Annotated in this window: 23 protein-coding genes; 10 read left to right on the top strand and 13 right to left on the bottom strand. The window is 61.9% G+C overall.

What is annotated here, in order from left to right:
• Positions 1 to 74: 74 nt before the first annotated feature.
• Positions 75 to 1,709: a ribosomal protection-like ABC-F family protein gene (gene abc-f, locus RBR25_RS00825; protein WP_432817621.1), complete on the bottom strand. Its 1,635-nt coding sequence runs from the start codon at positions 1,707 to 1,709 to the stop codon at positions 75 to 77.
• Between the two features lie 374 nt (positions 1,710 to 2,083).
• On the opposite strand from abc-f, the gene asd reads away from it, so the two are divergent.
• Positions 2,084 to 3,181 carry an aspartate-semialdehyde dehydrogenase gene (gene asd, locus RBR25_RS00820; protein ID WP_432817620.1) on the top strand — a complete coding sequence of 366 codons (1,098 nt, stop codon included), beginning with the start codon at positions 2,084 to 2,086 and terminating at the stop codon, positions 3,179 to 3,181.
• A 120-nt stretch (positions 3,182 to 3,301) separates the two neighbouring features.
• On the top strand, positions 3,302 to 4,021 hold the full coding sequence (tsaA, locus tag RBR25_RS00815; protein ID WP_432817619.1) for a tRNA (N6-threonylcarbamoyladenosine(37)-N6)-methyltransferase TrmO: 720 nt from the start codon (positions 3,302 to 3,304) through the stop codon (positions 4,019 to 4,021).
• Between the two features lie 130 nt (positions 4,022 to 4,151).
• On the opposite strand, the gene RBR25_RS00810 is transcribed toward tsaA, so the two are convergent.
• Both RBR25_RS00810 and RBR25_RS00805 read right to left on the bottom strand, forming a co-directional pair.
• Positions 4,152 to 5,279, bottom strand: coding sequence for a DUF362 domain-containing protein (locus RBR25_RS00810; RefSeq protein ID WP_432817618.1), 1,128 nt, complete (start codon positions 5,277 to 5,279; stop codon positions 4,152 to 4,154).
• Positions 5,280 to 5,364: 85 nt separating this feature from the next.
• Complete coding sequence (locus RBR25_RS00805) at positions 5,365 to 6,534, bottom strand: diguanylate cyclase (protein ID WP_432817617.1); 1,170 nt, start codon at positions 6,532 to 6,534, stop codon at positions 5,365 to 5,367.
• 159 nt (positions 6,535 to 6,693) lie between these two features.
• On the opposite strand from RBR25_RS00805, the gene RBR25_RS00800 reads away from it, so the two are divergent.
• The gene (locus RBR25_RS00800) at positions 6,694 to 7,134 is read left to right on the top strand and encodes an Hsp20/alpha crystallin family protein (protein WP_432817616.1); all 441 of its coding nucleotides are present in this window, start codon (positions 6,694 to 6,696) and stop codon (positions 7,132 to 7,134) included.
• Positions 7,135 to 7,190: 56 nt separating this feature from the next.
• Here RBR25_RS00800 and glnE read toward each other — a convergent pair whose 3' ends face one another.
• The 7 genes from glnE to gatC form a co-directional block, all read right to left on the bottom strand.
• Positions 7,191 to 10,394, bottom strand: a complete 3,204-nt coding sequence (gene glnE, locus RBR25_RS00795; protein ID WP_432817615.1) for a bifunctional [glutamate--ammonia ligase]-adenylyl-L-tyrosine phosphorylase/[glutamate--ammonia-ligase] adenylyltransferase — start codon at positions 10,392 to 10,394, stop codon at positions 7,191 to 7,193.
• Positions 10,394 to 11,440: an S-methyl-5-thioribose-1-phosphate isomerase gene (mtnA, locus tag RBR25_RS00790; RefSeq protein WP_432817614.1), complete on the bottom strand. Its 1,047-nt coding sequence runs from the start codon at positions 11,438 to 11,440 to the stop codon at positions 10,394 to 10,396. The genes glnE and mtnA overlap by 1 nt, the downstream gene beginning before the upstream one ends.
• A gap of 74 nt (positions 11,441 to 11,514) precedes the next feature.
• Positions 11,515 to 11,841: a nucleotidyltransferase family protein gene (locus tag RBR25_RS00785; RefSeq protein WP_432817613.1), complete on the bottom strand. Its 327-nt coding sequence runs from the start codon at positions 11,839 to 11,841 to the stop codon at positions 11,515 to 11,517.
• On the bottom strand, positions 11,823 to 12,221 hold the full coding sequence (locus tag RBR25_RS00780) for a nucleotidyltransferase substrate binding protein (protein ID WP_432817612.1): 399 nt from the start codon (positions 12,219 to 12,221) through the stop codon (positions 11,823 to 11,825). Before RBR25_RS00780 ends, RBR25_RS00785 begins: the two co-directional genes overlap by 19 nt.
• 76 nt (positions 12,222 to 12,297) lie before the next feature.
• Positions 12,298 to 13,746, bottom strand: coding sequence for an Asp-tRNA(Asn)/Glu-tRNA(Gln) amidotransferase subunit GatB (gatB, locus tag RBR25_RS00775; protein WP_432817611.1), 1,449 nt, complete (start codon positions 13,744 to 13,746; stop codon positions 12,298 to 12,300).
• A 112-nt stretch (positions 13,747 to 13,858) separates the two neighbouring features.
• A complete protein-coding gene (gene gatA, locus RBR25_RS00770; protein ID WP_432817610.1) occupies positions 13,859 to 15,328 on the bottom strand; it encodes an Asp-tRNA(Asn)/Glu-tRNA(Gln) amidotransferase subunit GatA in 1,470 nt (489 codons plus the stop codon).
• Positions 15,329 to 15,560: 232 nt separating this feature from the next.
• Positions 15,561 to 15,848 (bottom strand): Asp-tRNA(Asn)/Glu-tRNA(Gln) amidotransferase subunit GatC, encoded by a 288-nt coding sequence (gene gatC, locus RBR25_RS00765; protein ID WP_432817609.1) that lies wholly within the window; start codon positions 15,846 to 15,848, stop codon positions 15,561 to 15,563.
• A 220-nt stretch (positions 15,849 to 16,068) separates the two neighbouring features.
• On the opposite strand from gatC, the gene RBR25_RS00760 reads away from it, so the two are divergent.
• Positions 16,069 to 16,740, top strand: a complete 672-nt coding sequence (locus RBR25_RS00760; protein WP_432817608.1) for an OmpA family protein — start codon at positions 16,069 to 16,071, stop codon at positions 16,738 to 16,740.
• Between the two features lie 87 nt (positions 16,741 to 16,827).
• On the opposite strand, the gene tatA is transcribed toward RBR25_RS00760, so the two are convergent.
• Positions 16,828 to 17,013, bottom strand: a complete 186-nt coding sequence (gene tatA / locus RBR25_RS00755; RefSeq protein WP_432817607.1) for a twin-arginine translocase TatA/TatE family subunit — start codon at positions 17,011 to 17,013, stop codon at positions 16,828 to 16,830.
• A gap of 45 nt (positions 17,014 to 17,058) precedes the next feature.
• Between tatA and RBR25_RS00750 the strand changes: the two genes are divergently transcribed.
• Together RBR25_RS00750 and ettA are read left to right on the top strand one after the other, a co-directional pair.
• Positions 17,059 to 17,502 (top strand): hypothetical protein, encoded by a 444-nt coding sequence (locus RBR25_RS00750; RefSeq protein WP_432817606.1) that lies wholly within the window; start codon positions 17,059 to 17,061, stop codon positions 17,500 to 17,502.
• A 64-nt stretch (positions 17,503 to 17,566) separates the two neighbouring features.
• On the top strand, positions 17,567 to 19,246 hold the full coding sequence (gene ettA, locus RBR25_RS00745; protein ID WP_432817605.1) for an energy-dependent translational throttle protein EttA: 1,680 nt from the start codon (positions 17,567 to 17,569) through the stop codon (positions 19,244 to 19,246).
• Between the two features lie 88 nt (positions 19,247 to 19,334).
• On the opposite strand, the gene RBR25_RS00740 is transcribed toward ettA, so the two are convergent.
• Positions 19,335 to 19,892: a ferritin gene (locus RBR25_RS00740; RefSeq protein ID WP_432817604.1), complete on the bottom strand. Its 558-nt coding sequence runs from the start codon at positions 19,890 to 19,892 to the stop codon at positions 19,335 to 19,337.
• A gap of 123 nt (positions 19,893 to 20,015) precedes the next feature.
• The gene (locus tag RBR25_RS00735) at positions 20,016 to 20,477 is read right to left on the bottom strand and encodes a hypothetical protein (protein ID WP_432817603.1); all 462 of its coding nucleotides are present in this window, start codon (positions 20,475 to 20,477) and stop codon (positions 20,016 to 20,018) included.
• 289 nt (positions 20,478 to 20,766) lie between these two features.
• Here RBR25_RS00735 and yihA point away from each other — a divergent pair, with 289 nt between their 5' ends.
• From yihA to pabB, 4 genes are read left to right on the top strand one after another with little or no spacing between them, the layout of a single operon-like run.
• A complete protein-coding gene (gene yihA / locus RBR25_RS00730) occupies positions 20,767 to 21,402 on the top strand; it encodes a ribosome biogenesis GTP-binding protein YihA/YsxC (protein ID WP_432817602.1) in 636 nt (211 codons plus the stop codon).
• On the top strand, positions 21,399 to 22,154 hold the full coding sequence (cobS, locus tag RBR25_RS00725) for an adenosylcobinamide-GDP ribazoletransferase (protein ID WP_432817601.1): 756 nt from the start codon (positions 21,399 to 21,401) through the stop codon (positions 22,152 to 22,154). The genes yihA and cobS overlap by 4 nt, the downstream gene beginning before the upstream one ends.
• A gap of 8 nt (positions 22,155 to 22,162) precedes the next feature.
• Positions 22,163 to 22,768: an alpha-ribazole phosphatase gene (gene cobC / locus RBR25_RS00720; protein WP_432817600.1), complete on the top strand. Its 606-nt coding sequence runs from the start codon at positions 22,163 to 22,165 to the stop codon at positions 22,766 to 22,768.
• A gap of 16 nt (positions 22,769 to 22,784) precedes the next feature.
• Positions 22,785 to 24,551, top strand: coding sequence for an aminodeoxychorismate synthase component I (pabB, locus tag RBR25_RS00715; protein WP_432817599.1), 1,767 nt, complete (start codon positions 22,785 to 22,787; stop codon positions 24,549 to 24,551).
• Positions 24,552 to 24,583: the final 32 nt, after the last annotated feature.

The following is a 24,583-nucleotide window of genomic DNA, read 5'->3' as shown; positions in this document are numbered from 1 at the left end:
TCGTGAGAAGAGGGAGCGATCGGGGTGGTCTGTGGCCCTAAGTTTCGGCTAATGGCGCAATTTTTATGCCGAGGCTACCCCGCTCGGTGTTCCCGATCGGTTTTGTCCAGGTAGTATTCGTAATCCCCCTCGTAGATCCGCATTTCGCCGTGGTCGATTTCGAAGACCCGGTTGACCAGGCTGCGCAGAAAATGGCGGTCGTGGCTGACCAGAACGACGGTGCCGGTGAAGCCTTGCAGGGCTTCAAGGAGGATTCCCCGGGAGGCGATGTCGAGGTGGTTGGTCGGTTCGTCGAGGATCAGAAAATTGAGCGGACGGCCGAGCAAGGTGGCCAGCACCAACCGGCTCTTTTCGCCGCCGGAGAGCTTGTCGACCCGCTTGTCGACGTCGTCTCCTTGAAAGAGGAAGGCGGCGCAGAGGTTGCGCAGCACGCCGATGTTCACCTGTGGCAGGGCGTCCTGAACGGTCTCGAAGACGGTGCGTTTGGGGTCGAGCAGATCCATGGAATGCTGGCTGAAATAGCCGGGAAAGACGTTGGCGCCGATGGTCACGCCGCCGGTGGTTGGCTCGGTCTGGCCGGCGAGCACTTTCAGGAAGGTTGACTTGCCGGCGCCGTTGACGCCGACCACGGCGATCTTCTCGCCGCGTCGGATCAGCCCCGAGACTCCGCCAAATACCGATTTCTCTCCGCCATTTGGCAGGGGCCAGGTTTTGCTCAAGGCCTCGATCTTGACCACGTCGTCGCCGCTGCGGGGTGGTGCGGCGAATTCGAATTTGATGGTCTTCTGCTCCGGGGGAATCTCGATGCGCTCGATCTTCTCCAGTTTCTTGACCCGCGACTGCACCTGGGCGGCGTGGCTGGCGCGGGCGGCGAAACGGGCGATGAAGTCCTCCTCCTTGGCCAGCATCTCCTGCTGGCGACGGTGGCTGGCCAAAAGCTGCTCGCGGCGGATCTCCCGCTCGCGCAGATAGAAATCGTAGTTGCCGCCGTAGGTGGTGATGGTGCCGCCGCCGACCTCGATAATCCGCGTCACCAGGCGGTTCATGAAATCGCGGTCGTGGCTGGTCATCAGCACCGCCCCCTTGAACTCTTCGGCCAGCCAGTTCTCCAGCCAGACGATGGACTCGACGTCGAGGTGGTTGGTCGGCTCGTCGAGGAGCAGCACGTCGGGGTTGATGGTGAGAATCTTCGCCAGAGCGATGCGCATCTTCCAGCCGCCGCTGAAGCTTTCCACCGGCCGGTCATAGTCGTCAGGGCCGATGCCGAGGCCGGTGAGGACCGCCTGGGCGCGGGCTTCGAGATCGTAACCGCCGCGATGCTCGAACTCTTCCTGGGCCTCGCCGTAGCGCTCCAGCAGGGTGGCGAGGGCGTCGTCCTCCATGGGTTCGGCCATGGCTGCTTCCATCTGCTGGATCTGTTCGCCCAGGTGCATGGTGCGGGCGGAGGCGGCCATAACCTCCTGAAGCGCACTGCGCCCGGCCATGTCGCCGACTTCCTGGGAGAAGTAGCCGATTACGGTTTTCTTGGAGCAGCTGATGTCGCCGCCGTCGAGGTCTTCCTCGCCGGTAATCAGGCGGAAAATGGTCGATTTGCCGGCACCGTTGGTGCCGACCAGGCCGCTGCGACTGCCGGGGAGGATCTGAAAACTGGCGTCCTTGAAGAGGACGTGGGCACCGTGCTGGCGGGTGATGTTGGTCAAGTGGATCATAAAGGAAGCTCCGTCAGGAAAAAAGTCCCGCTCTGTTAGCACAGGGGCAAGCCCGGGCGCAAGGGGTTTTAAAGGCTTTTGGGTCCACGGAAGGCACGGAAAACACGGACAAAAGCAGGAATAGAACCGATAATCACGAAGCCAATCTCGTAAATACTGGAGATTGGATTGTCTTATGGTCTTTTTCCGTGCCTTCCGTGTTTTCCGTGGACATCCAAGGTATTACGGTTTTTTCATCCGTGACATTCGCAAAAATAGAAAATATTTTTATTTTTCTGCCGTATACGCTATCGCGCCCCTTAAATTTTTTTCCCGTTTCGGTTATACTCCGGAAACTTTCATCCACAACCCCTAGCGTAAAAGGAGTCCACATAATGAACGTCGGTATTGTCGGTTGGCGGGGCATGGTCGGTTCGGTCCTCATGCAGCGCATGCAGGAAGAAAACGATTTCGCCGGTATTGAGCCGGTCTTCTTTTCCACTTCCCAGGCGGGCGGGGCTGCGCCCATGGGCGCCGGTACCCTGAAGAGCGCCGATGACATCAATGAGCTGAAGAAACTCGACGTCATTCTCACCTGCCAGGGGGGCGACTATACCAAGGCCGTCCATCCCGAACTGCGCAAGGCCGGCTGGAAGGGCTACTGGATTGACGCCGCTTCCACCCTGCGCATGGAGAAGGACGCGGTCATCATCCTCGATCCGGTCAACCGCAACGTCATCGACAAGGCGCTGAAGAACGGCCAGAAAGATTTCATCGGCGGCAACTGCACCGTCAGCCTGATGCTTATGGCTCTGGGTGGCCTGTTCCGCAATAATCTGGTGGAGTGGATGACCTCCATGACCTACCAGGCCGCCTCCGGCGCCGGTGCCCCCAACATGCGCGAACTGCTGTCACAGATGGGCGCGCTTTACGGCACCGTCGACAAAGAGCTAGCCGACCCCGCTTCGGCGATCCTTGAAATCGACAAGAAGGTTACCGCCGCCCTGCGCGACGGCTCGCTGCCGACGAAAGAATTCGGCTTTCCCCTGGCCGGGAGCCTCCTCCCCTGGATCGATCGCGAGGTCGAGGACGGCCAGAGCCGCGAGGAGTGGAAAGGCTTGGTCGAAACCAACAAGATTCTCGGCACCGAGAAGCCGATTCCCATCGACGGCATCTGCGTCCGCGTCGGCGCCATGCGCTGCCACAGCCAGGCGCTGACCATCAAGCTGACTAAGGACGTGCCCATCGCCGACCTTGAAGCGATGATCGCCAACGACAACGAGTGGGCCGATCTGGTTCCCAACACCAAGGCCGAGAGCCTTGCCAAGCTGACCCCGGCGGCGGTTTCCGGCACCCTCAAGACCCCCGTCGGCCGGGTGCGCAAAATGAAGATGGGTCCCCAGTACCTGTCGGCCTTCACCTGCGGCGACCAGCTGCTGTGGGGTGCCGCCGAGCCGCTACGCCGCATGGTGCGGATCCTTGCCGAGAAATAATCCGGTATCCGGTAGGGGCGAACACAAGGTTCGCCCCTACGTCAAATGAGGGGCCAGGCATTTCAGCCTGGCCTCTGCCTTTTCCTCTTTTTGGCAATGTGGAGGAGAAAGGGGGAATTTGTGAAATTCTCTTTCCGTCCCGTCGGCATCATCCGCTCCTGCTTCAAGGAGAAGTTTGGTATTCCCCGGCAGCCGGGGCTGGTTCACGCCGCCCGCGCCCGTCTCGAACTCCTTCCCCCCTTCAACCGCGCCGAGGCTCTGCGCGGTCTGGAGGAATTCTCCCATCTCTGGCTGCTCTTCGTCTTTCACGCCTGTCCGCATACGCCGACGCAAACGACGGTGCGTCCGCCGCGCCTCGGCGGCAACCGCCGCCTCGGCGTCTTCGCTACCCGCGGCACCCATCGCCCCAACCCCCTCGGCCTGTCGGTGGCGAAACTGCTCGACATCGTCGAAGAGAACGGCCAGTGGCGTCTGGAGCTGCAAGGGGCCGATCTCCTCGACGGCACCCCGGTGCTCGATATCAAACCCTATCTCCCCTACGCCGATGCCCTGCCGGACGCGCGCGGCGGTTTCGCCGACGCGCCCCCCGCGCCGAGTCTGCGCGTCGACTTTACCCCCGAGGCTCTCGACCGCTGTCGCGAATTGGAGGGAGAGCGGCCGGGCTTGCGAGAATTGATCGAGCAGATTCTGCAATACGATCCCCGCCCGGCCTATCGCAAAGATCAGGAAGTCGAGCGGATTTACGGTCTGCGGCTCTTCGATCTGGATGTGCGCTGGCGGGCTGGGGAAGGTTGGGCGCGGGTGGTGGAGCTGGTAGAGGTAGAGGACAAAGCGAACTAAGGTCTAAAACAAACCCCTCTAAATCTCCCTTTATCAGGAGAGATTTAGAGGGGTTTGCTACATACACAAGCATCAATTATCGCTGGGGACCAGGGCGCACATCGAGGCGCCCTGCCGCAGCCTTTTTCCCCTACCAGTTCCGGTTCTTCGGTTCCAGCCTTACCAGCTTATAATCCTGGGTGCCGAGGCCGATCTTTTCGGCATGGTCGAGGGTGACGTGCCAGTCGATGTCGGGGTGGACGCCGCGGAACTTGTCGCCGCCCGGTTCGTGGCCGTTCGCCAGGGCGGTGTCGGGCAATCCTTGGGCGTTGTTGACGAGATCGGCGCAGGCCCGGTCGAGAGCCACCGGGTCGGTGGAGATGAGGATGCCGAGGTCGGGAACGATGGGGGCGTCCGTATGGCCGTAACAGTCGCAGGCGGGGGAAACCTGGGTGACGAAGTTGACGAACAGGGCCTTGCCGGCCTTGCCGTGGAGGGCGCCCTGGGCGTATTCGGCCATCTTCTTCATGACCAGGGGTGCCTTCTCGTTCCACTGGACCTGGATCGCCTTGGCCTCGCAAACGGCGATGCAGCGTCCGCAGCCTGTGCATTTTTCGCCGTCGATGCGGGCTTTGCCGCCGCTGATCAGGATTGCCCCGTGAGCGCAGGCACGCAGGCAGACGCCGCAGCCGGTGCAACGTTGGTCGTTGACTTCCGGCGCGACGGTGGAGTGCTGTTCCATCTTGCCGGTGCGGCTTGAACAGCCCATGCCCAGGTTCTTCAGGGCGCCGCCGAAGCCGGTCTGATCGTGGCATTTGAAGTGGCTGACGGTGATCAGGGCGTCGGCTTCGAGAATCTCCAGCCCGATGTCGACAGTTTTGAACATCTCCCCCTGTACCGGGACGCGCCGCGCCGAGTGGCCGCGCAGGCCGTCGCACATGATCAGCGGGGCGCCGACGACGGCATAGGCGAAACCGTTTTCGATGCCGCAGGTCAGAGCCGAGACGGCTTCCTTGCGTTCGCCGGGGTAGAGGGTACAGGATTCGGTGAGAAAGGGCTTGCCGCCAAGCTGTTTGATCCGGTCGACGATGCGGCGGATGAAGATCGGGCGGATATAGGCATGTCCCCCTTTTTCGCCGAAGTGGATCTTGATGGCGGTGAGCTCGTCGCGGCCGACGATGCGGTCGATACCGGCGGCATCAAGCAGCCGCAGCAACTTGTCGAAGAGATTTTCTTTATGCCCGGCGCGGAGATCGGCCAGATAGACGGTAGCGGACATGGTACTCCTCCTAGGGAATTCGGGGTGAGGCTCGCGGGGGAAAAGCTACCACGGATGGGGGCCGAATTCAAATCGTCGGGGGCATTCAATCCCGGCTCGGGGAGAAGAGGGAAGCCATGCGGGGACGTTCCGGAAGCAGCTGCAGGAGGCTTGCGGGGAGATCCACGAATTCCAGGCCAATCCGCACCAGCCCGTTTTCCTGCTGCTTTTCCACATGCCGGACACGACCGTCGAGCTCACAGGTAACGGGCCAGAAAGGCTGTCTGAAACGGATGCCGAGAACCGCTCCGGCGGCGAGTTGGTCAAAGCTGCACCCGAAAGAGAGGCCGGTGCGGCTGATGTCGAAACTTAGACCCGGCTGGAAGGGTTCTCCCGGTGCCAGGGTGAATTCCACCAACGACAGGCGCCTGTGGCGGATTTCCCGGCGCTGGCCGTTAAGGGGAGGGCTGATGCAGTTGCGCTGTTCCTTGGCCCGGTAGAGTTCCTCATCGGCCAAGGCCAGCAGATCCATGGCCGAAGCGCCATGCGTCGGGTAGACGGCGATGCCGGCACTGATCGTCAGATTGCCGCGGTCCATGAGTTCCTGACCCAGATAGGCGGTCTCTTCGACGGCGGCGCGAATCCGCTCGGCGACGGCGAAGGCATCGTCTTGGCCGGCGCGATGGAGCAACAGGGCGAACTCCTCGCCGCCGTAGCGGCAGGCAAGATCCCCTTGGTGCAGGTTGAACTGAAGGATTTCGGCGGTGCGGCGCAGGGCCTGGTCCCCGGCGAGATGGCCGCAGCGGTCGTTGTACTGCTTGAAATGATCGAGATCGAGGAGAACCACGGCGAAACGGCGATCCCCGGACCCGGTCCGACGGTCGAGCAGGTGTTCGAGATGGGCTTTGTAGTAGGTTTGGTGGTAGAGGCCGGTAAGCCCGTCGGTGATGGAGGCTTGGCGGATGGTTTCCAGATGCCGGCCCTCAACGATGCGCGGATCGTCGATTTCGTTGGTGACGGCGTGCAGATAGTCGAGAAGGGCGGCACGCAGCCGTCCGGAGCGGTTGTTCGCGGGAAAGAGCCGGTCGCGGTGGAGCAAGGCGTGACGCCAATGTTCACGGGCGGCTTTGTGCGGGAAGTTTTTGGAGGTCAGTTGCCGCAGGGCTTCTTGATAGACCTCGTCGCCATGGCAAGTGGCCAGTCGTTCGATACCGGCGACCAGCCTGATATCATCGTTTCCCGATTCCTGAAGTAGTTTGCGGATCAATCCTTCCATGATACCCCCCCCCCGGTTTCATTTCAGACCGGCTGTTTATAGCATTGTTTTTTCAGGAACTCCAGTCGTATCATAGGGAGCCTTCATGATAGGCCACAAACGTGGGGCGAATGGTTTGCGCCCGATGGAGTCAACAACCGACGGGAGGTAAGAATGGTCATGTCCCGATGGAGTCCCTGGCCCGAGCTTCGGGCCATGCAAGAACGTATGGACCGCCTGCTGGAGATGAGCCGGGAACGGAGCGCCGGCGAGCCTTTCACGCAGGAGGGAGGGTGGCAGCCGGCGGCTGATATCTACGAGGATGAGCGAGAGGTCGTCATCAAGCTCGACCTCTCCGAAGTCGAGCAAGAGGATATCGATGTGCGCATTGAGGAGGGGGCCTTGATCGTGCAGGGGGTGCGGCACTTGGAACGGGAAGGGCGCCAGGCTTCTTATCAGCGGATTGAACGGGAGCACGGCCCCTTTCGGCGGGTTTTTACCCTGCCGGCGAGCGTCGACCCCGACCGGGCCGGTGCCCACTGTGATCGGGGCGTACTGAAGATCGTGCTGCCGAAAAAACCGGACGCCCAGCCCCGCCAGATCGAAATCAGCGTTGCCTGATTCCTGCCATCAGCCCCCGCACCGACACCGCGATGCGGTTCCTGCGTCACCGCATCCTACATGGTTGAGTTTTCCGTCGTCTCGTCGTCGCCGAGCAGACGGTCGAAGATGGCCCGGATCTTTTCCGTCACCTGGCGGTATTCCTCCAGAAAAACCTCATCCGGCCGTCGGGGGCGCTCGGGGTAGCCGAGGCGGCGGGCGAGTTTGAGCAGATAGGCGCGGTCGCCGGAGAGGTCGTTGATCGACTGGTCGTGAACCAGGCGCAGGCGGTTTTCCAGGCGGCGCAGGAATTTGTAGCCGCTCTCCAAAGCGACGCGATCCGCAAGGGCGAGAATGCCTTCTCCTTCCAGGGCGGCCAGCGCTTGCAGGGTATTGCCGACCTGTACCTTCGGGTGGGCGGCGCCGTGGAGAATCTGCAGGTATTGGACGATGAATTCGACATCCACCATCCCCCCGCGTCCGGTCTTGATGTTGAAATGACCGGCCCTTTCTTTGGCGATCTCACTTTCCATGCGCGCCCGCAACCGGCGTATTTCGGTTTGCAGTTCGGTTGGCACCGGGCGCAGGTAGACGATCTCGCGGTTGATCTCCGCAATCTGTTTTGCCAGGGGCTGGGGGCCGAGGACGACCCGCGCCTTGGTCAGGGCCTGGCGCTCCCAAGGGGCCGCTGATAACTCGTGGTAGCGCCGGTAGGCGGCCAGGCTCGTCACCAGCGGTCCCTGGTTCCCCGAAGGACGCAGCCGGGTGTCGATCTGGTAGACGGAGCCCTCCCGGGTCATCAGGGTCAGCACCGAGATGATCCGTTGCGCCAGTCGGGCGAAGTATTCGGGATTGGTCTGTCTCTTGAAACGGTCGGGTTCGGTCCCCTCGACCGGCCGGGTTTCCCCCTCCCCCTCGTAGATGAAGATGATGTCCAAATCCGAGTGATAGTTCAGCTCCATCCCCCCCAACTTGCCCATGCCGACGATGGCGAAACCCGCTTCCTCGCCGCTGTCCTTGCAAAAGGGGAGGCCGAAGCGCGGGATCAGCTCTTCCCGGGCGATGACCGTCGCCTGCTTCAGGCAGGCATCGGCGAGATAGGAGAGCTGCGAGGTCAACCCTCCCTGCGGCGTCTTGCCGTGGGTGTCGCTCATGGCCAGGCGTAAAAATTCCTCGTTGCGGAAGCGCCGCAGCACTTCGAGCTTCTCTTCGTAATTGTCCGCTTCGGCGAGGAGCGCGGAAAGATCCCTTTCCATCGTTTCACGATTCTTGTAGGCTCGGCCGTGACCTCCCGAAACCAGGGAATCGAGAATTTCCGGATGCTGGATGAAAATCCGCGAGAGGAACTGGCTAGTGCTGAAGAGGGAGATGAGGATGGCGATGATCTCGCGATTCTCCGCTAGCAGGGCGTAGAAGGTGCCCCGCGCTCTTCGTACCGCCGTGGTCATGAAGCGGTCGAGGTTGAGCAGGGCCATTTCCGGTTCGGGGGAGTCGAGCACCGCCTGCATCAGCAGGGGCGCAATCCGCTCAAGCTGGCGTCGGGCACGGCGGGTGAGATGCGAGTGGGGCGGCCCGTCGCGGAGGGTGAGCAGAGTCTCATAGGCGGCGTCGGGATTTTTGAAACCCTTCTCTTCCAGAAGATCTTTGACCAAATCGACGTCGGCCGCAGGATCGAAAAGGAAGTTCACCTCCGGGCGGAGTTCTTCGCGGCTCTCCGCCTCGCTGGTGTAGAAGAGGTCGCGGTAGATCGCTTCGACGCCCCCGCGATGCTTCTCCAGATCGCGGGCGAAGGCGGCATGGTCGGGAAAGCCGCAGCGGCGGGCCAGGGCGCGGCGTTCGGCCTCGCTAGCAGGAAGATTGTGGGTCTGGCGCTCCTGCACCACCTGAATGCGGTGCTCGGCGGTGCGCAGGAAGATGTAGGCCTCGCGCAGGGTCGCGCGCACATTAGCACTGATCAGTCCTTCTTTGTGCAGGCGGTCGAGAGCGCGCAGAGAGTTTTTTTCCCGCAGGGCGGGTTTGCGCCCGGAATGGATCAGCTGCAGGGCCTGGATGAAAAACTCGATCTCGCGGATCCCTCCCCGGCCGAGTTTGAGATTGGTTTCCGCTTCCTGCTTGCGGGCCAGGCTCTGGTCGATCTTCTGCTTCATCCCCTTGATGTCCTCGACCATGCCGTAGTCGAGGTAGCGGCGGAAGACGAAGGGCTCCAGGCTTTTCAGCAACCGCTCGCCGAGGGGGATGGAACCGGCTACCGGCCGCGCTTTGATCAGCGCCGCCCGTTCCCAGCTCTGCCCCCAGCTTTCGTAGTAAACCTCGGCGCTGCGCAGGGAGTTGGCCATATCGCCGCTGTTCCCTTCCGGGCGCAGGCGCAGATCGACGCGAAAGACGAAGCCGTCTTCCGTCGGTTGGCTGATGGCCTTGGTGATCAGCTCGGCCAGTTTGCAGAAGTAGGGATGGAGGTGGATGCGATTCTTGACCGCGCCGGTGGGATCGGGGACGCCGCTGCTTAAGCCCCGTTCCGAGGAGTAGAAGTAGATGAGATCGATATCCGAGGAAAAGTTGAGCTCGCACCCGCCGAATTTGCCCATGCCGAGGATGATGAATTCCGCCTCGGTTCCCGGTACGCCGGTTCTGTCGTCAAGGATCGGCGCGCCGTATTCGGCCCGCAACAACACCGTACAGACCTCGAAGGCCCGTTGCAGGGTGGCGGTGGCCAGAGCCGAGAGCTCGGCGGTGACCTCCACCAGGTCGGCCAGTCCCCCCAAGTCGCGGGCGCCGATGCGGAGGATTTCCCGGGACTTGTAGCGGCGCAGCCCTTTCTGCAGTTCGGCGAAGGGGGCTGTTTCCGGAATCCGCTCGCGCAGTTCGGCGAGCATCGCCGTTTCGTCCTTGCTCCGGCGGATTTCCCCGGCGGAAAAGAGCTCCTGGAAATAAGAGGGCGTGCGGCAGAGGATGCCGGTGAGGAAGGGGGAAGCGCCGAGCACGGTGAGCAGCAGACGACGATCCTCCGGTGCGTTCAGCACCGCCGTCAGACCTTCGCGGGGCAGGTTGTTGCCCAGGCGTTCCAGGCTGTTCAGGGCCAGGTCGGGATCGGCGGCGGTGCGGGCATCTTCCGTCAGGGTTGCGAGCAGCGTCGTATCCCCCAGCAACTCGTGCAGCAGCTCCAGGTTGGTCGCGGTCTTCTCCGGCTCGGTGAAACCGAGTTCCCGCGCCAGTTCCCGGCGGGCGTCCGGCCGTCCGGTGAGGGCCCGGCTAAGGCGTTCGGCGAGAGCCGCCACGGTCATCAGCGCACCCGGGCCATGAGGGTCTTGAGCCCTTCGCCGTAGTCGCCGCAGGCGATTCCCCATTCGGTGATGATGGCGGTAATGAGCCGGGCCGGAGTCACGTCAAAAGAGGGATTGCGCACCGCCACGCCTTCGGGGGCGATTCGTTTGTCGCCGCAGTGGGTCACCTCGCAGGCGTCCCGCTCCTCGATGGGGATGGCGCTGCCGTTGGCCAGGCTCATATCGATGGTCGAAGTCGGCGCGGCGACGTAGAAGGGCAGGCCGTGCTCCTTGGCCAGCACCGCCACGGTGTAGGTGCCGATTTTGTTGGCGGTATCGCCGTTGGCGGCGATGCGGTCGGCACCGACGATGACGCAGTCGATCTCGCCTTTGCTCATCAGGTAGCCGGCCATGTTGTCGCAGATCAGGGTGACCGGAATGTTATCTTTCTGCAATTCCCAGGCGGTCAGCCGCGCGCCTTGCAAAAAGGGGCGGGTTTCGTCGGCCAGCACCGAAATGTTCTTGCCCGCCGCCCGGGCGGCGCGAAGCACGCCGAGGGCGGTGCCGTAGCCGCCGGTGGCCAGCGCCCCGGCATTGCAGTGGGTGAGGACGTGGGCCCCGTCGGGAATCAGTTCCTGACCGTGGCGTCCCAGGGCCATATTGACCCGGATGTCCTCGTCGGCGATGGACATCGCCTCATATTCCAGGGTGACCTTGATGTCTTCTACCGGATAGGAGCTGCTGGCCCTAGCGAAGTTTTTCATCCGTTCCAGCGCCCAGCTGAGATTGACCGCAGTCGGCCGGGTCGCCGCCAGGGTCGCGCAGACCTTTTCGAAGCGGGCGAAGAAGCGGTCGAAATCGTCCTCGTCGATATCGCGGGCGCCGAACCAGGCACCGAAGGCCGCCGCCACGCCGATGGCCGGCGCCCCGCGCACGACCATGGTCCGAATCGCCTCGGCGATTCCCTGATAGTCGAAATAATCCCGCCAGACCTCGTCGGTCGGCAGCAGGCGCTGGTCAATCATCCGGCAGACGCCGTCATGGTATTCGATGGGTTTTATGGCCATGGAGTTTCTCCGAAATCGATGATTGGTTATCAGTGATTGGCAAAGGTGAAAACCAATCACCATTCACTTATTTATTATTTTTCCGGCAATGGATAAAACCGCCGACCTTCCCGACGGATTTTTTCCTTCAGCGGAATTTCCCCCAGTTTGTCCCAGTGCAGCAGGTCGAGTTTGAAGGCCAGGGGCAGGTCGTCGATTTCGTTCCAGAGCTGGGAGAAGTCTCTGTCGCTCAGGGTCGGGGCGACGACCGCCAGATCGAAGTCGGACCAGGGTTTGTCGGTCCCCTTGGCGCGGGAGCCGAAGATGAGCACCTGTTCGATCTGGGGATAGCGCCGGAAGATCTCCGCCATGTCGGCATAGTGCCGTTCGGCCAGACCGAAAATCAGGCGTTCGTCTGCCATGTCCGGCACTTCTCGGCCAGTTGCCGAAAAAGGACGATCCCCGTGCCGACAATGAAGTCGTAGACGTCGTCGGCCAGTTTTTCATGATAGGTGTGGCTGGTGAGATTGCGCATCTTCTGCATGTCGGTCCAGAGATTGCCGTTCTCGATCAGTCCGGCCTGCAACGCCTCCTGCACCGTTTCACGCGGGGTCCGTACCGGCAACCCTTCCGCTTCGAGCTTCAGCTTCATCATCTTCCAGCCCAGCTCATGGGTGAATTCGAAGCGCTGAATCACCGAATCGCGGACGAATTCATCCTTGGGCAGGGCCGCCGCTTTTTCCAGTTGCGCCAGCGCCTTGAGGTAGTCGCCGATGCGTTCCCGCAGCCGAGTCTCGTCCATGGATATTCTCCGGCATGTTGGTTGTAGGGGCGAGCCTTGTGTTCGCCCAGGGCGATGACAAACATCGCCCCTACGGTTATCCCGCCAGCTTCTTCTTCAACAGTTCGTTCACCGCCGCCGGGTTGGCCTTGCCTTGGCTGGCTTTCATCACTTGGCCGACGAAGAAGCCGAAGACTTTTTCTTTGCCGCCCCGGTATTCCTCGACCTGGCCGGGGTTGGCGGCGATGATCTGGTCGATGACGGCCTCAATGGCCCCGGTGTCGGTGACCTGTTTAAGGCCCTGCTCGTCGATGATGGCGTCGGCGCTTTTGCCGCTTTTCCACATGGCGTCGAAGACGGTCTTGGCGATCTTGCCGGAGATGGTGTTGTCGTCGATGCGTTTAAGCATCCCGACCAGTGCCTCGGGGGAGACGGGGGCGTTAGCAATGGAAATTCCCTCGTCGTTGAGGCGGCGCTGGACCTCGCCCATCACCCAGTTGGCGCAGGCCTTGCCGTCGTCGTGGAGGCGCACGCAAGCGTCGAAGTAATCGCCCATGGCCCGCTCGGCGGTGAGCACCTCGGCATCATAGCGCGACAGGCCGTACTCGCGGACGAAGCGCTCCTGCTTGGCTTCCGGCAGCTCCGGCAACTCCTGGCGGGCGCTCTCGATCCACTCGGGAGAGACGACGATGGGTACCAGGTCGGGATCGGGGAAGTAGCGGTAGTCGTGGGCTTCTTCCTTGCCGCGCATGGAGCGGGTCGTGCCGGCGTTGGCGTCGAAAAGACGGGTTTCCTGCACCACTTTGCCGCCCTCCTCGATCACCTCGATCTGCCGCTCGATCTCATACTCAATGGCCTGCTTGATGAAGCGGAAGGAGTTGATGTTTTTCAGTTCGGCGCGGGTACCGAGTTTCTCTTGCCCCCAGGGGCGAATGGAGACGTTGGCGTCGCAACGGAAGGAGCCCTGCTCCAGGTTGCCGTCACAGACGCCGAGATAGACCACGATCTGATGCAGCTTTTTTAGATAGGCGATGGCCTCGTCGGAAGAGCGCATGTCCGGTTCGGAGACGATTTCCAAGAGCGGCGTGCAGGCGCGGTTGAGGTCGACGAAGGAGGCGCCGGCGGTTTCCGGGGTGTCGCCGTGGATCAGCTTGCCGGCGTCCTCTTCCATGTGGATGCGGGTGATGCCGATGGTCTTGCGGCCGCCGTCCTCGGTTTCGATCTCCAAATGCCCGTGCTCGCAGATCGGCAACTCGAACTGGCTGATCTGATAACCCTTGGGCAGGTCGGGATAGAAGTAGTTCTTACGCGCCATAACCGAGCGGGGGGCGATGGTGCAATGGGTGGCCAGGCCGGTGCGGATGGCGTATTCCACCACCTGCTTGTTGAGCACCGGCAGGGCGCCGGGCAGGCCCAGGCAAACCGGGCAGGTCTGGGAGTTGGGCGCCTGCCCGAATTCGGTCGGACAGCCGCAGAAAATCTTGGTCTTGGTGGTCAACTGGACGTGGACTTCCAGTCCGATGACGACTTCATATTTGGATTTCATGCTCGATCCTCGATTCAATCTATCGCAGTAGGGGCGAATTTTGTATTCGCCCTTGATCGTTTTATCCCGGACGGAAAACGGGCGAACACGAGGTTCGCCCCTACGACATCCTTCAGATTTTCGGCGCCTGTTTGTGCCAGTCCGTCGCCTGTTCAAAGGCATAAGCCGCCTGCAAAATGGTCTCTTCGCCGAAAGGGCGGCCGATCAGTTGCAGGCCGATGGGCAACCCGGCAGAGGACAATCCGCAGGGGAGGCTGAGGGCGCAGGTACCGGCGAGGTTGACCGGGATGGTGAAGATGTCCGACAGGTACATCTGCAGGGGGTCGGCGGTCTTCTCGCCGATCTTGAAGGCCGCCGTCGGCGCCACCGGGGTGAGGAGTACGTCGACCTGGTTGAAAGCGTCGAGGAAGTCCTGGCGGATCAGGGTGCGCACCTTCTGCGCCTTGAGGTAATAGGCGTCGTAATAACCCGAGGAGAGGGCGTAGGTGCCGAGCATGATGCGTCGTTTGACTTCGGCGCCGAAGCCGGCGGCGCGGCTCTTCATGTACATGTCGATGAGACCCTGGCCCTCGTCGATGCGCAGGCCGAAGCGCACGCCGTCGTAGCGGGAGAGGTTGCTCGACGCTTCGGCGGTGGCGACGAGATAGTAACAGGCCACGGCGTAGGCGGTGTGGGGGAGGGAAACCTCGACGAACTCCGCTCCCAGTTCGCGGCAGACGCGAATTGCATCATCCACGGCCCGGCGCACCTCAGGGTCGAGGCCGTCGATGAAATATTCCTTGGGCAGGCCGATCTTCATCCCCTTGATTCCCTGCCGGAGATTTTTGCGGTAATCGGGAACCGCCCGGTTGACCGAGGTCGAGTCGGCGCGGTCGTGACCGGCGACGGCGCCGAGGAGAATGGCGCAGTCTTCCACGTCGCGGGTCACCGGCCCGACCTGGTCAAGGGACGAGGCATAGGCGATCACCCCGTAGCGGGAGACCCGGCCGTAGGTCGGCTTGAGTCCGACCACGCCGCAGTGGGAGGCGGGCTGGCGGATCGAACCGCCGGTGTCGGTACCGAGGGCCGCCACCGTTTGCAGGGCCGCGACCGAAGCCGCGCTGCCGCCGGAGGAGCCGCCGGCGACGCAGTCGAGATTCCAGGGGTTGCGCACCGGCCCGAAAGCGCTGGTTTCGTTCGAACTGCCCATGGCGAACTCGTCCATATTCAGCTTGCCGAGAATGACCGCCCCCTGTTCCTTGAGCTTGCGCACGGCGGTGCCGTCGTAGGGGGGGATGAAGTTGTCGAGGATTTTCGAGGCGCAGGTGGTGCGAACTCCCGCAGTGACGAAGATATCCTTGAGGGCCAGGGGGATGCCGGTCAACACGCCGAACTTGCGCTCGCCGCATTCGCTGGCGAGCAGCTTGTCCGCCTCGGCGGCGGCCTGGCGGGCGCTGTCGCCGGTGACGGTGATGAAGGTGTTGAGTTGCGGGTTACTGGCTTCGATGCGGGCGAGAAAGGCCTCGGTCATCTCCAGCGCGGTGATTTCGCGCCGGAGCAGCCGCTGATGCAGGCCGTGGATAGTAAGATCCGTCAGTTCCATGCGGGTTGACTCCAATAAATGATGGCGTTGCAAAAACTCACCAACGGCTGCGTTGCCGCCATCGTCTAGCCGCTTCGACGTACGTCAGTACGCTTCATTGCTCGACCATGGCGCGCCTGGCATTGGGCGCTTTTTGCTTAGCCATCCAACGGGATGCTTTTCGCTAAAGCATCGGTAGTGATTACGGGCGCCGGCGGGAGGCTTTTCCCCTCACGCCTCACTCCTAACAAATTTACTCGATAACCTTGGGCACCCGGAAACAGCCGTTGTCGGCGTCCGGCGCGTTGCTCAGCGCCTTTTCGGCGCCGAGGGGGGGCGCGACCTGGTCGGGACGGAAGGCGTTTTCCATGGGAACAGCGTGGGCCGTGGGGAGGATGCCCTCGGTGTTCAGTTCGTTGAGCTGGTCGACATAGCCGAGAATGGCGTCCAGTTGACCGGTGAGGGCCTCCAGTTCGCTCTCCTCCAGGGCCAGCCGGGAGAGGCGGGCGACCTGCTCGACCTCAAGACGGGTGATTTTCATGGCATGACCTCAATCTCTGAAATGGCTGAAACAGGGCCGGACGATAGCACGGAAACGGCGGATTTTTCAACTTTTAAGGCCGGCGACTTGACACGGCCTCCTGGTCTTCGAGCCAATGCCGGGGGGGGACGAGGTTGCAATCGGTGCCCTTGGCGGGTATTATTCCTTCAGTCGCCATCCCGGCGGCACGTTAATCCGAACTCGAACACAGGAGACGGCAATGAAAAGATTGATCGTTTTGCTTTTGGCTTCGACCCTGGCAGCGGCGGGCTGCGCCGCGCCTCAGACCAAGACCGGCAAGGGCGCCCTGATCGGTACCGGCGTCGGCGCGGCGGCGGGGGCCGGTCTCGGCCAGGCGATCGGCGGGAATACTGAAGGAACCCTCATCGGTGCCGGCATCGGCGCCTTGGTCGGCGGCCTGGCCGGCGGCTCCATCGGTCGCTATATGGACAACCAGGAAACGGCCATGCGCGAGCAGTTGGCCTACACCGAAAGCGCCAGCGTGCAGCGCCAGGCGGAAACCATCGCCGTCACCTTCAAGTCGGATGTGCTCTTCGACGTCGGCTCCTCGGTGATCAAGCCGGGCGGCATGACCGAGCTTAACCGGGTGGCGCAGGTGCTCAATCAATATCCGCAGACCACCATCCTCATCGCCGGGCATACCGACAGCAGCGGCGCTGAGGACATGAACCAGCGCCTTTCCGAGCAGCGCGCCATGGCGGTGAAGAACACCCTGGTGTCCCAGGGCGTCGACGGCATGCGTATGAACACCCTCGGTTTCGGTGAGACCAAGCCCATCGCCGACAACAACACCGAAGCCGGCAAGCAGCTGAACCGCCGGGTCGAAATCACCATCACCCCCACCCAAGGGGCCGGAGCCGCCCAGGGCTAAGTCCCGGGCACTTTCCGCGATCACGAAAAAAACCCGCCTTGCCGATGACCGGAAGGCGGGTTTTTTTCGTGATGAAGGGATGAACCGCTACTCGTCCTTCTTCTCCTCGACCTCCCTCTTTTTTCCCTCGGCATCATCATCCTTCATCCCCTGCTTGAAGTTGCGCAGCCCCTTGCCGAGCGCGCTGCCGACCTGGGGCAGTTTGCCGGCGCCGAAAACAATCAGGACGAGGATGAGAATGATGATCAGCTCTTGCGTGCCTAATCCGAACATGGCCTGGTCTCCTTTGTTGCGTGGATGGGGGAAGGATACATCGGGATGCCGTCATTGTCGAAGGAAAATCAGGCATTGGCCCGCCCCGGCGGCAGGCGCAGCACGAGCACTTCCGCTTCTTCCCCGGGGGATGACGGCGCAGCCCTCCTCGCGCAGGCGGGCGGCGAGCAGGTGTTGGTTGGCGTTGACGATCCGGCCTGGTTCCGGCGTCTCGCCCAGTTCCACCAGTTCGTCGCCGGTGGAAAGGAGCGCCACTCGGGGAGCGGGGCAGGCGAAAAGCGGCTCCAGACCTTCCGGAGTCCCGGGCAGAATGACGTCGTATCCGGCGCGCCGTTCCAGCAGGGAGCGGATCAGTCCTTCGTCGATAAAGGCCTCATCCTGAAGAGTCTGGATCGGTTTCCACAGCTTTTCGGCGGTGGAGTTTCTCCCGAAATCGCCCTGCCGACAGAGGCTGATTTAGGGGTGGAAGTTGACGACGAAAAAGACTAAGATTCAGGCTTTTGAAAGAACGATACGCCCATCTTAATCCATACACAGGGAGGTTTTACGTTTCATGAGCAACGAAGGCAACAAGGTCATCTATTCGATGATCCGGGTCAGCAAGTTTTATGACAAAAAACCGGTTCTCAAGGATATTTCCCTTTCTTATTTTTACGGCGCCAAAATCGGCGTTTTAGGTCTGAACGGTTCGGGCAAAAGTTCGCTGCTGCGTATTCTCGCCGGGGTCGACAAGGAGTTTAACGGCGAGACGATCCTCTCCCCCGGCTACACCGTCGGTTATCTGGAGCAGGAACCGCTGGTCAACGAGGAGCGCACGGTGCGGGAGGTGGTTGAGGAGGGGGTCCAGGAGACCGTCGATCTGCTTAAAGAGTTTGAGGAGATCAACCTCAAATTTGCCGAGCCGATGGACGACGACGCCATGAACAAGCTCGTCGAGCGCCAGGGGGAGGTTCAGGAGCGCCTTGACAACCTCGATGCCTGGGATCTCGACAGCCGCCTGGAGATGGCCATGGATGCCCTGCGCTGTCCGCCCGCCGACACTCCGGTCAAAATCTTGTCCGGGGGCGAGAAGCGCCGCGTCGCCCTCTGCCGACTGCTGTTGCAGAAGCCGGACATCCTGCTTCTCGACGAGCCGACCAACCATCTCGACGCCGAAAGCGTCGCCTGGCTGGAACATCATCTGCAACGTTACGCCGGGACCATCATCGCCGTGACCCACGATCGTTACTTCCTCGACAACGTTGCCGGCTGGATTCTCGAGCTGGATCGCGGCGAGGGCATTCCCTGGAAGGGAAACTACTCTTCCTGGCTGGAGCAGAAGGAAGAGCGCCTGCGCCGTGAGGAAAAGTCCGAGTCGAATCGGCAGAAGACCCTGGAGCGGGAGCTGGAGTGGATCCGCATGTCCCCCAAGGGGCGCCACGCCAAGAGTCAGGCGCGCATCACCGCCTACGAGAAACTTCTCGGCCAGGAAGCGGAGAAGCGCGAAAAAGATCTCGAACTCTATATTCCGCCGGGACCGCGCCTAGGCGATGTGGTCATCGAGGCGAAGGATGTGAGCAAGGCCTACGGCGACCGGCTCTTGGTTGAAGGGCTGAATTTCCAGCTGCCCCCGGGCGGGATCGTCGGTGTCATCGGACCCAACGGCGCCGGCAAGTCGACCCTGTTTCGAATGATCTGCGGCCAGGAGCAGCCTGACGCCGGCACCATCCGCATCGGCGATACGGTGCAGCTGGCCTATGTCGACCAGAGCCGCACCCTCGATTCGGAGAAGTCGATCTGGGAAGAGATCACCGGCGGGCAGGAACAGCTCCAGCTCGGCAAGCAGCTGATCAATTCCCGCGCCTACGTCTCCCGTTTCAACTTTTCCGGCACCGAGCAGCAGAAAAAGGTCGGCACTCTCTCCGGCGGTCAGCGCAACCGGGTGCATCTGGCCAAGATGCTGAAAGAAGGGGCCAACGTGCTCCTGCTCGACGAGCCGACCAACGACCTCGACGTCAACACCATGCGGGCGCTGGAGGAGGCGCTGGAAAATTTCGGCGGCTGTGCTGTGGTCATCAGCCACGATCGCTGGTTCCTCGACCGCCTGGCTACCCACATCCTCGCCTTCGAGGGGGAGAGCAAGGCGGTCTGGTTCGAGGGGAACTACTCCGAATACGAGGCGGATCGCAAGAAGCGCCTCGGCGCTGCCGCCGATCAGCCGCACCGCATCAAGTACCGGCATTTGACCCGCTGACTCCGTCCTCTGCCCGCTTCGCTGGACAAACGAACAACAAAGGCGAACCGAAAGGTTCGCCTTTGTTGTGTTGGGAGGGTGGGAACTCTCAGACCGCCGTGGTCGGCGGCACGAAGACCCGTTGCGCCAGTTCCTCATCGAGGCGCAGCAGGCCGTTGCCATCGCTGCCGATTCGTTCGAGCTTGCGTACGATGAGGGAGAAGCCGGCCTCTTCCTCGACCTGCTCGGTGACGAACCACTGCAGGAAGATCTGCGCCGCGTGGTTGCCTTCTTCCTTGGCCAAGTCCATGAGTTTGTTGATGCGGTCGGTGACGAAGTTTTCGTGTTTAAGGCTGTACCGGAAGGCGTCGAGAGGCGATTCGTAGATGTTTTTCGGCGCTTCGAAGCCCCGGAAGTCGGTACGGCCGGCGGTGTCGGCGATGAAGTTGTAGAACTTCTCGCCGTGGGTCATCTCTTCCAAGGCCTGCACCCGCATCCAGGAAGCAATGCCGGGGAGATCTTCGGACTGGAAGTAGCCGGCGATGGCCATGTACAGATAGGCGGAGAAAAACTCGTTCTTCATCTGCTCGTTGAGGGCGTCCTGAAGTTTCGGGCTGAGCATGGCGGGCTCCTTGGGTTCGGGATAGATGACTATTTTTATCTTCATTTAAGTTTATAGCAGAATTTCCAGGAATGTCCAGAGGGAGAAGGCAAAGCGCGTCGGCGTCGGGAATAAAAAAACGGGATCCGTTGCCGGATCCCGTCAGGAATGTTCGTGAAGGTCAATCGCCTACATCGTGTCGTTGTCGAAGATGATCTTGCGTAGCCCGTCCACGGCGGTATTGCCTTGGTTGATCTCTTCGGTGAAGGGGTTGCGGTAGGTGTAGGTGATGTAGGTGCAGTCACAGTCCGAAGGGAGGAAGGCGTCTTGAATCAAGAACTTCTTGCCGTCCGCTTTGCGGGTAACTTCGATGGTGCCCGAACTGATGTCGTTGCCGAACATGCTGTAGTTGATGTCGGGACTGTCGAAGAAGACGATCTGCGAAACCGTTTCCAGAGGGATGTCAATGGCGGTTCCGTTCAGCCAGCCTTTGATGACCGGGCGCCCCTGGATCTGGAAGAAACCGATTTCTTGGCCGTCAATGGTCACGAATTTTCCGGGACGGGACTCCCCACCAAAAACAAGGCCTGCCTGAAGTACGAAAAACAGGATCGGGATGGCGAAAAGGCTGATCCGTATGCGGACGTTCATTGCAGAGGTCTCCTTGGGTGTGGATTTACATATGTAAAGTTGAAATCGGCAGCCGCTGATGGGGCGCTCCGGTGGGGGTGGGGCGCAAAACCAGCCTACTTGGTAACAGCTTTGGAAGAAAAAAGCAATGGTTTTTACGGGTAAGGGTTGCGATTCAAACCCCTTGACGCCGATTTAATCATTGCCGTGGTCGGGTTTGGGTGGTGAGGGTGTTTTTTTCCCTTCGCCTGTGCTAAAGTTCCCGCGTCACCTGGTTTTTTCTCGTTTCTTCAGCGCTGAAGAGGTTTTCGTGATTATCCGTTCCACCGCCTTCATCAAGAGCGCCACCCACCCCGGCAACTACCCTGAGGAGGAACGCCCCGAAGTGGCTTTCGCCGGGCGCAGCAATGTGGGCAAGAGTACCCTGATCAATACCCTGGTCAATCGTCGCGGCCTAGTGCGCACCTCCTCGACGCCGGGTCGCACCCAACTGCTCAATTTTTTCGACATCAACGGCGAATTTTCCCTGGTCGATCTCCCCGGTTACGGCTTTGCCAAGGTTCCCCTGGCGGTAAAGAAGGCCTGGGGGCCGATGGTGCGGACCTATCTGGAACGACGGGAGCAGCTTCGGGGGGTGGTCGTGCTCTTCGATATCCGCCGTGTTCCTCGGGAAGAGGATCTCGATCTGCTCGACTGGCTTGAAGAATTTGAGGTTCCGACCATTCCGGTCATCACCAAGATCGACAAGGTCAGCCGCAACCGGCGCGCCGCCCAGATAGGGCCGATCCTCGAAACCACCGGCCTGCCCCTGGACGCTTTCACCCTCTTTTCCGCTCTGAGCAAAGAGGGGCGGGAGGAAATCTGGGAACGGATTGAGGAGGCGCTCCATGCCCCGCGCAAGGCCGAAACCGTCGCCGCGAAGGTGGTTGAAGGGAACGAGCAATGAAGCGCTGGTGGGAAGAGTTTCGCATGGCTGGCGGGTTCCTGACCGTCTTTCCGGTGGCCGACAATCTTTCTGGTGATGCCGAGCGCCTGGGGCGCGGCATGGCTTTCTGGCCCGCCGTCGGCCTGCTCATGGGGCTGGGGCTGGTGGCTATGGATCAGGCCCTGACGCCGATTATCCCCCGGGCGGTGGTCGACAGCCTGCTGGTGCTGACCATGATCGCCATTACCGGCGCTGTGCATCTTGACGGCATCGCCGATCTCTGCGACGGTCTGGCCGGCGGCAAGGACCGCGAGGGGACGTTGCGCATCATGAAGGAGAGTCGGGTCGGCCCGGTGGGGGTCAGCGGCTTGGTCATGGTGCTGCTGCTCAAGTACGTCATCCTGCATAACGTGCCGTTTCAGCTCAAGGCTCCGGCCCTGATCTTCATGCCCATGGCCGGGCGCTGGATCCAGGTGCTGCTCGCTGCTTACAGCAGCTACATCCCTTCCGGCGGCGGGACCGGCGGTACGTTTGTCGAACATGTCGGCGGGCGCGAGTTCGCCATCGCCTCGGCGACCTTCGCCATCGCGACGCTGATCCTCTTCGGTCTGAAGGGGCTGGCGCTACTGCTGGTCTTCGGCCTTGTCGGCCTTGCTCTGCTCAGGTATTTCCACTATCGGCTGGGCGGTGTTACCGGTGACGTTCTGGGCGCAGGGAACGAAGTCATGGAGATCTTCGCCCTGCTTTTGGTTCATTTGCTCCGGCACGCGTGAAAAACGGCATGGAACCTACCCCGACCCGCATCCATCTTATCCGTCACGGCCAAGTCGAAGGTTTCGAGGAGAAGCGTTACAACGGCCAGGGGGATGTGCCGTTGACCGCCGCAGGACGGACCCAGTACCGGGCGCTGCTCCCCCGCCTGGGAAAGGTGCCGCTGCGCGCCGTCTACAGCAGCGATCTGAGCCGCTGCCGGCAGGGGGCGGAGCTGCTTGCCGCGCCCCACGACCTCATCCCGACGGCGCTCGCCGAATTGCGCGAACTGCATATCGGCGAATGGGAAGGGCTGACCTGGAAGGAACTGCAGGAACGCTATCCGCGAGAGTGGCAGGCGCGTCTCGCCGACATCGTTCATTACCGGGTTCCGGGAGGGGAAACCCTTCTCGAACTCGCGGGGCGTCTGCGTCCCGCCCTGCGTCGCATCCTCGATCGGCATCCCGGCGAAGAAGTGCTGGTGGTGGGGCACGGCGGCGTCAACCGGGTCATCCTGCTCGACGCCATCGGCGCCCCCCTCGACCGACTTTTCCATATCGAACAGAACTACGGCTGTCACAACATCATCGACTATTATCCCGACGGCGTCGCCGTAGTGAAGCTGTTGAACGGATAGGTTGGGGTGGTTGACCATGAGTCGGACCGGTTGTCCTCAAGCGCTTTTCGAATCCCATGCTCCTTGGGACCGTTTTCCCGCGTCGTATCGCTTCATCGGGTTGGAGCAGGTGATCTTGGCGCGAACAGCGGACGCGGTCATGCCGGTGCTGACGGCGGTGGAGGAGGCGGTGATGCAAGGGTTCCACGCCGCCGGTTTTGTCTCTTACGAGGCCGCCTCAGGAATCAATCCGACACTTCCGGGGCGGGAGCCGGTTGCCGGCTTGCCGCTGGCCTGGTTCGGGATATTTCGGGAGCGGATTGAGGGGGATGGGTACGGAGGCGCGGATTGGGTCGATTCCTTCGCATCCGTCGATGGCGAAAGAGTCCTTTCGGTCGCCGCCGATTGCTACACGGCGGCCGTCGCCGCCATCCATGCAGCGATCGCCCGGGGGGAGAGCTATCAGGTCAACTACACCTTGCGGCAGCGTTTTCGTGTCGCGGGCGACCCCTTCGCGCTCTACCGGCAACTGGCCGCGGCCCAACGGGCGCCTTTCTGCTCTTGGCTCGACACTGGCGACCGGCGCATCCTCTCGGCTTCGCCGGAACTTTTTTTCGCCCGCCGGGGGCCCGATATCCTCATGCGTCCCATGAAAGGGACCGCCCCGCGCGCGCCGGAGGCGGCGGCTGACCGCGCGGTGGCCAGAACCCTGCAGGAAAGTGTCAAGGAACGGGCTGAAAATCTGATGATCGTCGATCTGGTGCGCAACGACCTTGGCACCATCGCCGAAACCGGATCGGTGCGGGTCGAATCCCTGTTCGACGGCGAGCGCTATCCGACGGTACACCATCTGACCTCGACGGTCGCCGCCCGGCTCAAGTCGGGGACGACATTGCCTGACCTCTTCGCCGCTCTCTTCCCTTGCGGCTCGGTGACGGGGGCGCCAAAACGGCGCACGATGGAGCTGATCGCCGAGTTGGAGCCCGAGCCGCGCGGGGTTTACTGCGGCGCCATCGGCTTTGTCTCGCCGGGGGAGGAAGCGGTCTTTTCGGTGGCGATCCGCACCCTCGTGGTCGATGGGGAAGGCCAGGCCGAACTCGGCCTGGGCAGCGGCATCACCTGGGATGCCCGGGCAGAAGCCGAGTACGCCGAGTGTCTGGCAAAGGGGCGCTTCATTGACTTGTCGCCCCGGGAGTTTCGCCTGATCGAGGCGCTGCTCTGTCGCGACGGCGGTTATCCCTTGCTGGATCGCCATCTCGCGCGTCTTTCCGCCTCGGCCGACTACTTCGGCTTCCGTTGCGATCTGGCGGCGTCACGCGCGGCCTTGGATGCAGCGGGCCGGAGTTTGCGGGGCAAACACAAGGTTCGCCTGTTGCTGGCCCGTGATGGTCGGCTCGGTATTACGAGCGAGCCCTTGGGACCGGATCGGTCTTCTCCTTTACGGGTGGCAATGGCTGAGGTCCCGGTTGACTCGCGGGACTGTATGCGCTACCACAAGACCGAGCGCCGCGAACCACTTGACGACGCCCGGCGCCGTCACCCCGAGGCGGACGAGGTGCTCTTCGTCAACGAACGCGGCGAGCTGACCGAAGGGAGCTATCACAACTTGGTGGTGCGGCTGGATGGACGGCTTCTCACTCCGGCTCTGGCCTGCGGTCTGCTTCCCGGCGTCCTTCGCGCGGAACTGCTGGAGCGGGAGGTCATCGCCGAAACGGTGCTGACGCCCCAGGACCTCCGCCGCGCCGATAGCCTGTGGCTAATCAACAGCGTGCGCAGTTGGCGTTTTGCTTTTCTCGTGTCCTGATCCGGTCCCTTCGCGCAGGTCAAACGTTCACG

The sequence above is a fragment of the Trichloromonas sp. genome (assembly GCF_034006665.1).
Lineage (GTDB): Bacteria > Desulfobacterota > Desulfuromonadia > Desulfuromonadales > Trichloromonadaceae > Trichloromonas.
This window is presented reverse-complemented; position numbering and strand designations above follow the sequence as displayed.